Below are 12,795 nucleotides of genomic sequence, written 5' to 3' on the forward strand. Positions count from 1 at the left end.
ATGAATAAACTTGCTTTAATTTTCTGTTTTTTAGTTTTTCAGGTACACGCACAAACTGGTATTTCTGTATCACCTCCAAGAATTTATTTTGAGTCGAAACCAGGAACCAGTAGTACTCAAAAAGTAACGGTAACAAATGTTAGCGCAAAGAATACTTTGGATCTTGCTGTGAGTCTTGGCGATTGGGAGTATGACGAAAAAGGTGAAAATATGATGTACCCTTCGAATACTTTAAAAAACTCTTGTGCAAGCTGGATTTCTGTCAAAAATAGTGATAATTATTTTTCGCTAGCTCCCGGAGAAAGAAAAGAACTGGAGGTAACTATTACACCTGTAAAGATTGCTAATGATAGTCTGCCCACTCATACAGCTGTTTTATATGTAAGTCAAATGAATCCTGTGGATGATTATGATAGCAAAGGAGCAAATATTAAGGTGAGCATTCGTTCCGGAATCAAAATTTTTCACACCCTTTCGAATAGTCTTACCAAAAAAATTGAAATTGAAGATTTAAAATTTGATCAATCCACGAATAACCTAAACTTAAAATTTAAAAATCAATCTCAAATTTGGGTAGATGGTAAAATTTCAACCGAAATTATTAACATTAAAACGGGTAAAAAAGTGGTAGTAAATGATATCGTTTTTTATACACTGCCGGGAAATTTACGTAAATTAAGTATTCCTGTTACTGAAGCTTTAGAAAAGGGATCTTACAACGCATCTGTAATTATTGATTATGGTGATTCGTCTCAATTGGAAATGGCTGAATTAAATTTTAATTATGAATAGATATATTCTTATTATTCTCTTTTGTACTCCTTTTTTTGGCACTGCTCAGATTTCTGTTACATCTTGGATAAATTCCTATTTACAAATTAACTCTTATAATGGGAATACCAATCCTGATGCCTATACGGTTACATTTGCCGGAAATGGTAATCTGAATATTCCTCATTGGAAACTTTCTGCACGATTGAAACGAAATATTATATCTGAAGATGGTAAATTTACCATCCCTTCTAATAAAATTTCTTTTCAACCCATCTCTACAACTGGTCAGGCGTATCCAAATCCAGTTCCGACTATTTCGCAAATTGGTGCTCCATTAAATGTTTTTTTACAAGATAATAGTGAATCTTTTCTAATCCCCAATTCTAATGCCCCTATTTATAACAATCCACAAACGCCAAATGGTTATTACAACCTTCAGCTAAAATATGCACTTACCCTTCTTGGTGGTTCCTATTTAGGAAGTTTCCCTGCCTGGACAAAATTTATTGCTTCTGTCGAGTTTACTGCATACGATCAGAATAATGCCGTAATTGGAAAGATGAATCATGATTTTCAATTTCAAATTGGAAATATTACTGATGCACCGCCTCCTGCAGACATCCTTTCTTTAAAAATAAATATGAATGCTGCAAATGGGCTTTTAGAATTTAAAACCATGCAGGATTATACTAATGGAACTAGTGTGACTTATACAGATGGACTATCAGTAACCACTAACAGTAACTTTCAGATTAAGGTAAGATCCCTTCAAAGCAATTTACAATCTGCTGCCGGAAATTCGATTCCTGTTAATGTTATTAATTTAACGTTAGGAACAACAACTTCTAACGCCAATCAACGTATTTTTCCAATTGTACTTAGTGCTGCCAATCAAACTCTGGTACAAGGCAATAGTACTAATAACACACCTTACCGCTTCGATATCAAATACTTCACACTACCACAGGACGTTCGTTTGATTGATGCAAAATCAGATAATTATACAACTACTTTACAATATGAGATTACCCCTCAATAATTACTAAAAGATGCGTTCTTGTAACTTTAAACTTTTATCACTCTTTTTCTTGTTTTTTATTCTGGTAAACCATTTGAATGCTCAACAGATTCAGAATGCGGTTACTATGGAGATAGAAAAAGATGCTTCTTTTCAAAAAGGTTCTTTAGTGAGTGTAGTAGTAGTTATTAAAAATACAACACCAGATAAAATAAATGGAAAAATCTATTTTACTTTACCTAAAGGATATAGAAACCTGGGATCTCAAGGTCTGGAAATTGCAATGCTTCCTGATGAAACCCGCCACATTCCTGTTAAATTTATAATTGACGAAGACGCTTTTGCCGGATCTTCCTTAATTATCTGTAAATTGATGGATTCTTCGGGAAAATTACTTGCAGAACAAAGTACCAATAATGTAATCGAGATCAACAATACACTTATTATTACTCCTTTAGAAACTTCTATTTACAGATCATCCAACAATGAACCTATAAAGGTAAAAGTAAAGGTCAGCAATAAAGGGAATGTTAAGCAAAACATTACTTTAGTCTGTAAGTTTCCGGACCCGACAAATGGCAATTTATTTCTGGAACAAAATGCTGAAATTGCTGTAAAAAAAGATTCCATTTTCACTTTCACTTATCTTCCTTCAAAAGAGTTAGCCAAACAATCCAACTATTCGATCCGCATATCCGGATTCAGGAATCCAAGTAAAGAAATGTTTGGTAATACTATGGTAGAAGTTCAAAATATTGCCAGCGTGCAACAATATCAAGGTGACTCATTTATTAATTTTCTGGACGAAGCACAAAACCAAATTACGTCTAGCTACAGAAGATTTGGTGGCGGAATCGATTTTTATCAGCTAAGAGGATCCGGTGGAGTAAATATTCCTACAGGGTATCTTTTTATGCAAGGGAATATTGCTTTAACAAATGGCCAGGAAATTCCTTTAATAACCAATACCAATTTAGTATATCGTCAGGAAAAAAATGAATATACAATTGGAAATATTAATAAACTACTTGAAATGACCCTGGTAGGACGAGGTGCAGAATACAGTCACACGTTCGAAAAAAATCAAAAAGTTGAAGTAGGTTTTGTCGATCAAAATTATAATTTGATAGAACCGGACAGTTGGCTCAAAAATGGTTACGGTTTCTTTGCCAAAGGAATGCTTAACTCTAATAACAGCTCGCGTAATGCTTCGGCTAGCTATTTGTATCGCTATGATCCATTTGAAAAAGCAAAACATAGTATTCTGGGAACAGAAGTTAATTATGATTTTAATCCGGTCTGGAGACTGAACGCAAAAGTAAACGGCGCAATGAGTATTTATGAAATACAGGATTTCATCAAACCTTCTTTTGCAGGAGAAACCAATTATTCCGGAAAAATTAAAAACTTCAATATCAACGGAAATTATTATTTAAGCTCTGATTATTATCCCGGAAACCGACGAGGAAGTATGCAGCTGCAACAGAATATTAGTACCAATATAAAAAATTACAACCTTCATGCAAATGTAATTCTTTCTGATTTTTCGCCTAAATTCTATTCGTTTGAAACACAACAGAAATCAACAAATAACAGAATAGAAATAGGAAACCGATTTCCTAAATTCAGAGATTTCACTCTTAGTGTATTGTATCAATATCAGGACGAAAGCTCTAATAGCTACAATCGCCTTTTAGGGGATTTAGATATTACTACGGCACAAAAAATGTATGCGAATCGTATCGTTGAGCAATTATCATGGGTTAATAATTCATCACGACAATCAGCTGTTTTAGGACTTGAAACCGGTATTGTAAGGTATCCTATGCAAACTGATAATCAGTTTCAGATGAAAATAAATGCGAATTACAGTTATAGAAATTTTAATATTAATTCAAATTTTCAATCGGGCAGTTATTATTTATCTGAATATGCTTTTTCTAACGTTGCCGGCAATAGTGTAAATTATGAGAAGCTTGCAGTATCTTTATTTTACACCAATAACTTTGTAAACGACAAAGTAAACCTGAATACCGGAGTTTCGTATATAAAGGATATTGTATATGGAAAATCGCCCTCTGCATTTATCAATGCTAAATATAACGGAAAAGCATTCAGTACTTTTTTTAATTCATCCTGGTATAATTATTCTTCTGGATCTCTTACCAATAATACCTTCACTTTTGAAATTGGTGTCACGGTAAATTTACAGAAAACCATATTAAATCCAGATCAAAAAAGTACTATCAAAGCACTGTTATATTACGATATTAACAATAATAATCAGTATGATCCGGGCGAAAAATACGCCGCAAATTATATGATTAACATCAATAAAATTGCCTTGCAGACAAATAAAGACGGAATGGCAATTTATAAAAGGGTACCATACGGCACTTATTCTTTAAAGCAATTTACACAGGATGGCTGGTATTATGATGATGCTACTTTTGAGGTTGACCGACATTCGTACAGCATTTCGATCCCACTTCACCAAAGCGGAAAAATGCAAGGAAAAGTTTCCTTTGCGTACAATACTACAACAGCTGTTACTTTTGATCATCGTGCTTCCGGCATCTCTTTTAACATCATGAAAGACAATCAACTGGTCAAAAAAATATATACTGATGACGATGGCAAGTACATATCATTTCTTCCAATTGGTAATTACGTCATCACGATTGATGAAAAATCGCTTCCTGCCAATACATTTTGCGAAACAACAAGCTATGACATAGCTCTAAAAGCAGGAGAAATAGTAGTCGTACCTGAATTTATTATAAAAGTAAAAGAAAAGAAAGTCAATACTAAAAAGTTCTCTAATTAATGTTTTTGTAAAAAGCCTTTTTTAAAACCTCTTTAGAAATTTTTCTCAAAAATTAATCCATAAAAAAACCCAATGCTACATCTGGATGTAGCATTGGGTTTTATTTTACAAATACTCAATAATAAGTATTACTTGCATAAAGGATGGGATTCGAACGCACGATAGCGTTACCCATATACTAGCTTTTCAGGCTATCTCCTTCAAACTCATGAAATCGTAATCCTGACTGTACAGTTTGTATTGTAGTCATTAGTTTCGTTTGTTTTTGAGTCTATTTTCTAATTCTTTCAATTCTTCGAGATCCTCCTCGTCTGCTTTTTTGGCTTCTAGCTGTTTACGTTGTTTATGGAAGTCTTCATAAATAGAATCTACTTTTTCTTCCATCTGCAGATGAGTGATTTTTCCATTGTGAGTCAGAACTTCTTTATCATTAAACTCTATAATTCTGTCAACATTTGTTTTCCAGAAATTCATTGCAATATCTTTTCTGTTTTTTGCTCTCAATTCCGCAGTTTCAAGAAACACTACTACAAAACGATTTAAGGTATCTATTTCATCAGAAGTAAGATAATTTTTTGCTGTATAAATATCCTGCTTGCGTACAATGCTTCCTTTCCAACTAGTAAGTGCCATATTCGATGCATTGGCATTGGCACGGGAAACGATAATTTCAGCAGCAGTTTGTCCTGTAATAGCATAGAGCAATTTATTTTGTGTCTCAGCAAAAAACATTTGAGTAGCTTTATCTGTTGCATCGTAGTCACTGCTTAAAGCAAATAAGTCACGAACTTTTTGATAAAATCTTTTTTCAGAAGCCCGAATATCCCTAATTCGTTCGAGTAATTCATCAAAGTAATCTGATCTTTCGTTTGGGTTTTTAAGACGTTCATCATCCATAACAAAACCCTTAATCATATAATCCTGCAGGTTTTGGTTTGCCCATTGTCTAAACTGGGTTCCTCTTTTACTTCGCACTCTAAAACCAATTGCTAAAATCATAGCCAAAGAATAAAATGCAACATTATATTTTTTACCATCAGAGGCAGTTGTCAAGTAATCCTTTACAACTGAATCCTCATCTAATTCCTTCTCTTTTAAGACATTTATAATATGTAGACTTATGTTTTGCTTAGAGGTGTCAAAAAGTTCCGCCAGTTGATTTTGATTCATCCAGACATCTCCATCTCTAGCAAGAAGAGCTACATTAGATTTTCCATCAACAGTATTGTAAAAAATAAATTCTTGTTTTTCCATCTTAAAAATAAGTTTTTACGTTTGGATCATTACAACAGAAACAACAGATTTAGTAATTGAGAAAGTTAATAAAAAAACCCCGAAATACAGATTTCGGGGTTTGGTATTATTTAAGTCAAAATTTGCAGAGAGGATGGGATTCGAACCCACGATACAGTTACCCATATACTAGCTTTCCAGGCTAGCTCCTTCAACCACTCGGACACCTCTCTAATTAGGTTTGCAAATAACTTAAAAAAAACTGAGTTAGAAAAACAAAATCAACATTAGTTTAGAAGACTTTTGATTGTATTGGTAAATTTTATTTTTTGTCACGAATTTCACGAATTTTTAATACACAAATAAAAACAGAAAACTTATAATTCGTGGAAATTCGGGAAATTCGTGGCCAACTTTTATTTTTTATTCTGAATTACATACTTTTTCTAAATTCTTCCATAAATAGTTTTACAGCCTTTTTTTGATACGCTCCTTCGATCGTTAACATGAACGAATCTCTTTGAGTTGCAACTCCTGTAATATTGATCGCTTTTATATTGCTCCAGCCTTGTAAAGCTTTCTCTGTTACAATTGTAGCCCAATAATCACTGTCGCCAACCAATCGCAATAAGGCATGTACCGCGTTTAATTCTATAGAAACTTTTGGCTTCATGTTGTTTTTCAGGAACAATTCATCCAGAAACTCTCTGGAATTAAATCCTTTTACGGGTAAAATAAGTGGAAGATCCTCTATTTTTTTAAACGAAATTTTATCTAAAGCCGCCAATGGATGCTCTTTTGAAACCGCCAAAACTAATTTTGACCGAAACAAAGGCACCTTTTGAAAAGGAAGTTCGATTTCGTTTGAGGAAATAACCAAAACCAAATCTAATTCATTATTTAATAATTTAAGTTCTAAAGGTTCAGTGGTGCCATATTCAACAACAATTTTTAAATTGGGATAGGTTTTAGCAAACAAATTCACGACCGGCAAAACCAAAAGCCCAAAAATATAGGTTACACCAATGCGTAATTCTCCGCCAATCATTTGGTTCAAATCATCAATAGCCTGTTTACCACTTTGCACATTTTCGATAACTTGTTTGGCGTGAATCAGGAAAACAGATCCAGCTTCGGTAAGCTGAACTTTTTTTCCAATCCTTACAAACAAAGGCATCCCGAGTTCTTCTTCTAATTTTTTTATTTGTTGCGACAAGCCGGATTGCGTTACAAAACACAACTCTGCTGCTTTTGTAAAATGCAGTACTTCAGCAGTTTTAATGAAATATTGTAGTTGATAAATCTCCATATCGATAAGTTTTAATACTCATTATCAGTAAAATTATTAATTTTTCTAATGAAATACTAATTCCGAACTTTGTAAAAAATATCAGGCATCATGTTTAAAGCGTTAAAATCAAAAAACTTCAAGTTATTCTTTTACGGACAATCAGTTTCAGTAATTGGAACCTGGCTTCAGAAAACAGCCGTAAGTTGGATGGTTTACAGCGTTACAGGTTCAGTTTTCTTACTTGGATTAGCTACTTTTTTAAGTATGATTCCGTCATTGTTTCTGGCACCTTTGGCCGGAAGTATCATTGGGCGTTACGACAGACATAAAGCCATGATCTTATTGCAATCTTTGGCAATGCTTCAGGCTGGAGCTTTGGCTTTAATGATTTACTTAAAAATTTACAACATCAACTTTATATTGGCTTTAAGTTTAATTCAGGGAATTATCAATTCCTTTGATATGACCTGCAGACAAACGATGATGATTGAAATTGTCGACAATAAAGAAGATTTACCAAATGCCGTTGCATTAAACTCAACTCTAAACAATTTTGCCCGAATTGCGGGTCCTGCTTTGGCCGGAATCATTCTTCATAATTATGGTGAAGACATTTGTTTTATTGGAAACTTCCTGAGCTATATTCCTGTTTTGATTTCTTTATTGATGATGAAAATCACACCACACATTAAAGCAACCGAAAAAATGAAAATGTTCGATGATTTCGTCGAAGGATTAGATTACGTGAAAAAAGAAACCGAAATGGCCAAAATGCTCCTAATGTTAATGTGCAGTAGTTTGTTCGTGATTTCTTTTAATACTTTAATGCCTGTTTTTGCCAAAGATCTCTTCAACGGAAACGCCCAGACTTTTAGTTGGTTCGAAAGTGCCGCCGGAATCGGGTCTATTGTATCTGCTATTTATCTTGCTAATCTTAAAAAAGCAGATAATATGGGCAAAATAATGATCGCTGCGAGTTTATTATTAGGTTTTAGCATTATTATACTTGCTTACTCTAATAGCCTTTCTGTTGCGCTTATTTGCATGGCGTTGAGCGGTGTGGGTATGATGGCACAAACCTCATCAATCAACATTTACATTCAGACGCAAAGTACTGTGAATATGCGTTCAAGAAGTATTAGTTATTATTTAATGGCTTATCAAGGGATGATTCCTGTGGGAAGTTTGATTATTGGCTACGTTTCACACATCATAGGAACCAGAAATACGGTCGCTATCCAGGGAATCATTTGTATAATTTCTGTAATTGTGTATGTTTATTATAAAAGACATAGCATTGAGGAAGAATTTGAAACTTGCGAAGTTCAATACAAGGATTAAATTTTAAATTCCAATATTTTAAAATTCCAAATTCCAAGGGAAGGCTCATTTAGAACCATATAAGTGATATAAGAAATTATAAGTCTTGTTTAAATTTCAATTGTATACGAACTTGCAATGGAAATTCCAATTGTCTACTCATGATCTTATCATTTCGACAGAGGAGACCCGAGCGATAACGAACAGGCGAAGCAAATTACACTAGAAATTTCGCAAACAAAATCGCCAATCTTTGTAGAGTTCCTTATGTGATTTCTCCCTTTGGTCGAAATGACAAGATTGTGATCAAATCTTGTCGAAATGAAATATTAAACGAAAACAGTCTTATGAAAATGATTGCCCTAGCCCCGATAGAAGTGGAAATCCTTTTGTTCCGGGCTTCGGAACAAAAGATTGGAGCGGATAGCGGGATTAGCTCCTAAAAAAAAAGATTTGGTTTTATCATAGAAATCGAAATGACAAATATTGTGGTTATTTTGTGTTTCTATCTTTGTCAAAGTTTTAAACTTGACAAAGATTTCGCTATCTAAAATGAACTTATATCACTTATATGGTGAAAAACTTTAAAACGAAAAAAGAAACACCAATTACTAAAAAATTCCAAATTCTAATCTTGAGATTTATTTCTCACGTTTTGGAATTTGGAATTTTTAATATTGGAATTTTTCTATTTACAACGAAATCTCCCCACGTAATGCCGTTTCAAAAATGGTTTTAAATTCCGCTTGAGGGATATTATGTCCCAACAAATACATAAGTTTAGTAATGGCGGCTTCTGTAGTAATGTCTTTTCCTGAAATAACGCCAAGTGATTTTAAGGCTGTACTGGTTTCGTATTGTCCCATATTTACACTTCCGGCTGAACATTGCGTTACGTTGACGATATGTAAACCGGATTGAATCGCTTTCTGAATCAAATTCAAAAACCAATCTTCGGTTGGGGCATTTCCGGAACCGTATGTTTCGAGAACAATTCCTCTTAAGCCTTTTATCGCCAGAATCGAGGATAAAACGACTTCGCTCATTCCGGGAAACATTTTTATGATTGCTACATGATTGTCTAAATTTTTATGCACAATTAATTTAGCATCTGTTTTTACAGGAAGAAATAAATGGGAGTTTAGTTTAAGATGAACACCCGATTCTACCAATTCAGGATAATTAGGCGCTGTAAATGCTTTAAAGTGTTCTGCATTTACTTTTGAAGTTCGGTTTCCTCGATATAATTTGTATTCAAAATACAAACAAACTTCGTTGATGACCGGTTTTCCGTTTTCCTGAAGAGAAGCAATCTGAATTGCTGTAATCAGGTTTTCTTTTGCATCTGTACGCAAATCACCAATTGGCAATTGAGAACCGGTAAACACTACTGGTTTTGCTAAATTCTCCAGCATAAAACTCAATGCCGACGCTGAATACGACATTGTATCTGAACCGTGAAGTACTACAAAACCATCAAAGGAAGTATATTTTTCTTCGATGATTTCAGCAATTTTCGTCCACATTTCAGGATTCATATTTGATGAATCTATTGGGTCTTCAAATGAAAACGTTTCAATCTCGCAATCTAATTGTTTGATCTCAGGAATTTTTTGCAATAATTTACCAAAGTTGAACGCTTTGAGTGCGCCTGTCTCAAAATCTTTGCTCATACCAATGGTTCCACCAGTATAAATCAATAATATTTTAGCTTTAGATGACATCCTGGTATTTTAATTTATTGACTACAGGATTTGCATACATGGCCAGAAATCCTTGTCTTGCTACTGGATTATCCGTATTGCCGATACGCATTTCTAAACGACGTTCAAACAAAGATTTCTCGCTCTCTTTATATAAATGAGAAAATCTATCCGTTCCGTTCAAAATATCGTAAGCAATAAAATTGGTTGGCCATAAATGATAATTCTTTAAAACCGAATCATCAATGACTTGTGCCAAAGCCTGAATCTGTTTATTGGCATTGTCGTTTTCAGCAACAATCTGATCAATTTCAGTATCCAGAACATCTCCAACAGAAATGTGTATTCTTTTTTTAGTTCCCATGATACCACTTAAGATGGTCATGAAATCTTCATTTTTTTCTTTAACATAAACCTCGTTATTTGCTTCTGCCATTAATTGTGGCATTTTCAGCACATCTGTAGGATCGTATTCGTAGGAGATAGAAACGGGAACAATTTTTAGTTTCTTAAAATAGTCCATTAGATTAGGCTCATCAGAACCCATTCCAATCATTTTTAGAACACCCGGATTGGTTTCGTCATTTCCGTCTTTAGTACGTCCTTCTCTTTGTGCAATCCAAACCGAACGGTTTTCGCGAAGCAATAATTGTCCAATATACTCAGCAAGCAATTTAGAGCTTTGCAGCATTTCTCTTGGCGTCAGACCTCTTAGAACCAAAAAGTTTCTGTTCAGTTTTGCTAAAGTGCTTAAAAAGGCTTTTTTAACAAGATTATCTCCAATTGCAGATGCTGTCATGACTAAACCATGCTCAAACAAACAAACATTTAATAAGGTTGTATCTAATAGGATATCTCTATGATTTGAGATAAATAAGTAAGACGTATTTTTTTCCAGTTTCTCAAATCCTGAAGTGGTAAGACCTTCAGAACTTTTCTCTAAAACTCTTTGTATCGTATTATAAATAAAGTTGCATTGAAAATCACGAATTGAATGTGTTTTCTTAAGCTGCTCTTTCCAAACCTCATCTTCTACTTCCGGAAAAGTAAAGTTCATCATGGTTTTCATCATCGGGTGATTGGCAACATCATGAAGTGCTTCATTTATTTCAGAATCATAAAACGGTCGAATGGCATCAAATCTCTGCATTATTTATATAGGTTTTAAGTGGGCAAAAGAACAAAAAAAAAATTAAACTATTGTAAGGTATAAATTAAATCCCAAAAACGTTTATAGAATTTTGTGTTGTTCGTTGTGCAATTTCCTCTTCAGAAACGTCATATATATCTGCCAATTTGCTAATAACATTTACCAAATAACTGCTTTCATTACGTTTTCCGCGATACGGAATTGGCGCTAAATAAGGTGAATCGGTCTCTAATACGATATGTTCAAGCGCTATCTGATTTAAAAACTGATCAATTTTTCCGTTTTTAAAGGTTACTACACCTCCAATTCCTAACTTCATATTGTAAGAAATCGCCTGAAGTGCCTGTTCGTAGGTTCCGGAAAAACAATGAAAAATTCCGAACAAATCAGCTGACTTTTCTTCTTTCAGCACTTCAAAAATCTCATCAAAAGCTTCACGACAATGAATTACGATGGGTAACTTATATTGTTTGGCTAATTGTATTTGTCTCTTAAAAGCAATTTGCTGTTCTTTAAGATGTGTTTTATCCCAATACAAATCGATTCCTATTTCACCAACGGCATAAAATTTTCTTTTTGCCAGTTCAGTTTCAACATGTTTCAATTCTTCTTCATAATTATCTTTGACATAAGTGGGATGCAAACCCATCATCAGATATACGTAATCAGGATAATTTCGTTCCAGATCGTACATTGATTGTGTCGCAGCAGCATCGATAGCAGGAATAAAAAAGCGTGTTACTCCGGCATCTATTGCTCTTTGCATCATCTCGTCGCGATCCTGATCAAACTCTTCAGAATATAAATGGGTATGTGTATCAGTAATTATTGGTGTCAAAATTGAATCTTATTATTTTTAAAGGTTCAAAATTACGATGATATTAAAGACTTTCCAATTTGAATGGAATGATGGTAAAATGGCACGCAGATGACGCGGATTCACTCCGTGAAAGCGCTGATGAATGCAGATTTTTTCTTGTTTTGATTTTCTTTGTTAGATTGGAGCGAAGTTGAAGTCAATGGCACGCGGATGACGCGGATTCACTTCGTGAAAGCGCGGATGAATGCAGATTTTTTCTTGTTTTGGTTTTCTTTTAATCATGAAAACCTTTGTCAAAGTTTCGAACCAAGAGTGTAAGGAACTTTATTTTATGCATTGAATGTCTCTATTTTAGCAGGATCCCCACCACAATGTATTACTATTTGTTGAATGATTTCATTTTGTAATTGATTACAAAATGAAATTTTGGGGATCTTATATCCTTTTAATTCATTTAGTTTTATATAACTCAAGAGCAAGATTGATGCAATTAAAATAATATATATCATTACCTGAATTCCATTCCACTGTCTTGAAAAATAGTGCTTAAAATTCATTTCTTGCTTTATAAATCTAAAGAAACGCTCAATGTCCCAACGCTTTTTATAAATTTCTGCTATTTGATCTGCCGTAAATTCTTCTTCTGGCAAATTGCTTAA

10 protein-coding genes and 1 tRNA gene are annotated in these 12,795 nt (G+C 33.9%); 4 read left to right on the forward strand and 7 right to left on the reverse strand.

Annotated elements, in window-relative coordinates:
* The 3 genes from ACQKCJ_RS23340 to ACQKCJ_RS23350 all read left to right on the forward strand — a co-directional run bounded on the left by ACQKCJ_RS23340 (position 1) and on the right by ACQKCJ_RS23350 (position 4,619).
* A complete protein-coding gene (locus ACQKCJ_RS23340) occupies positions 1-792 on the forward strand; it encodes a fimbrial biogenesis chaperone (RefSeq protein WP_271338363.1) in 792 nt (263 codons plus the stop codon).
* A complete protein-coding gene (locus ACQKCJ_RS23345) occupies positions 785-1,813 on the forward strand; it encodes a hypothetical protein (RefSeq protein ID WP_427403035.1) in 1,029 nt (342 codons plus the stop codon). Before ACQKCJ_RS23340 ends, ACQKCJ_RS23345 begins: the two co-directional genes overlap by 8 nt.
* 106 nt (positions 1,814-1,919) lie before the next feature.
* On the forward strand, positions 1,920-4,619 hold the full coding sequence (locus ACQKCJ_RS23350; protein ID WP_271338361.1) for a hypothetical protein: 2,700 nt from the start codon (positions 1,920-1,922) through the stop codon (positions 4,617-4,619).
* A 249-nt stretch (positions 4,620-4,868) separates the two neighbouring features.
* On the opposite strand, the gene ACQKCJ_RS23355 is transcribed toward ACQKCJ_RS23350, so the two are convergent.
* From ACQKCJ_RS23355 to ACQKCJ_RS23365, 3 genes are all read right to left on the reverse strand, one after another.
* Positions 4,869-5,873 (reverse strand): virulence RhuM family protein, encoded by a 1,005-nt coding sequence (locus ACQKCJ_RS23355; RefSeq protein WP_271338360.1) that lies wholly within the window; start codon positions 5,871-5,873, stop codon positions 4,869-4,871.
* 125 nt (positions 5,874-5,998) lie between these two features.
* Positions 5,999-6,085: transfer RNA gene (locus ACQKCJ_RS23360), tRNA-Ser, on the reverse strand.
* A gap of 200 nt (positions 6,086-6,285) precedes the next feature.
* The gene (locus ACQKCJ_RS23365; protein ID WP_271338359.1) at positions 6,286-7,161 is read right to left on the reverse strand and encodes a LysR substrate-binding domain-containing protein; all 876 of its coding nucleotides are present in this window, start codon (positions 7,159-7,161) and stop codon (positions 6,286-6,288) included.
* A gap of 90 nt (positions 7,162-7,251) precedes the next feature.
* Between ACQKCJ_RS23365 and ACQKCJ_RS23370 the strand changes: the two genes are divergently transcribed.
* Complete coding sequence (locus ACQKCJ_RS23370) at positions 7,252-8,484, forward strand: MFS transporter (RefSeq protein ID WP_271338358.1); 1,233 nt, start codon at positions 7,252-7,254, stop codon at positions 8,482-8,484.
* 671 nt (positions 8,485-9,155) lie between these two features.
* Here the strand turns inward: ACQKCJ_RS23370 and ACQKCJ_RS23375 are convergent.
* The 4 genes from ACQKCJ_RS23375 to ACQKCJ_RS23390 form a co-directional block, all read right to left on the reverse strand.
* A complete protein-coding gene (locus tag ACQKCJ_RS23375) occupies positions 9,156-10,187 on the reverse strand; it encodes an asparaginase (RefSeq protein WP_271338357.1) in 1,032 nt (343 codons plus the stop codon).
* On the reverse strand, positions 10,177-11,316 hold the full coding sequence (locus tag ACQKCJ_RS23380) for a 1-acyl-sn-glycerol-3-phosphate acyltransferase (RefSeq protein ID WP_427403036.1): 1,140 nt from the start codon (positions 11,314-11,316) through the stop codon (positions 10,177-10,179). The genes ACQKCJ_RS23375 and ACQKCJ_RS23380 overlap by 11 nt, the downstream gene beginning before the upstream one ends.
* A 64-nt stretch (positions 11,317-11,380) precedes the next feature.
* Entirely contained in the window at positions 11,381-12,154 is a 774-nt protein-coding gene (locus ACQKCJ_RS23385; RefSeq protein ID WP_427403037.1) for a TatD family hydrolase, read from the reverse strand.
* 311 nt (positions 12,155-12,465) lie between these two features.
* Positions 12,466-12,795: transposase (locus ACQKCJ_RS23390; protein WP_427403038.1), on the reverse strand; the 330-nt coding region annotated here is incomplete at its 5' end.

This window comes from Flavobacterium sp. NPDC079362, assembly GCF_050267765.1.
GTDB classification, from domain to species: domain Bacteria; phylum Bacteroidota; class Bacteroidia; order Flavobacteriales; family Flavobacteriaceae; genus Flavobacterium; species Flavobacterium azizsancarii.

Coding starts and splice junctions, on each gene's coding strand:
- ACQKCJ_RS23355 (WP_271338360.1), bottom strand. CDS start 5,873: ATGGAAAAACAAGAATTTATTTTTTACAATACTGTTGATGGAAAATCT.
- ACQKCJ_RS23345 (WP_427403035.1), top strand. CDS start 785: ATGAATAGATATATTCTTATTATTCTCTTTTGTACTCCTTTTTTTGGC.
- ACQKCJ_RS23365 (WP_271338359.1), bottom strand. CDS start 7,161: ATGGAGATTTATCAACTACAATATTTCATTAAAACTGCTGAAGTACTG.
- ACQKCJ_RS23370 (WP_271338358.1), top strand. CDS start 7,252: ATGTTTAAAGCGTTAAAATCAAAAAACTTCAAGTTATTCTTTTACGGA.
- ACQKCJ_RS23375 (WP_271338357.1), bottom strand. CDS start 10,187: ATGTCATCTAAAGCTAAAATATTATTGATTTATACTGGTGGAACCATT.
- ACQKCJ_RS23340 (WP_271338363.1), top strand. CDS start 1: ATGAATAAACTTGCTTTAATTTTCTGTTTTTTAGTTTTTCAGGTACAC.
- ACQKCJ_RS23380 (WP_427403036.1), bottom strand. CDS start 11,316: ATGCAGAGATTTGATGCCATTCGACCGTTTTATGATTCTGAAATAAAT.
- ACQKCJ_RS23350 (WP_271338361.1), top strand. CDS start 1,920: ATGGAGATAGAAAAAGATGCTTCTTTTCAAAAAGGTTCTTTAGTGAGT.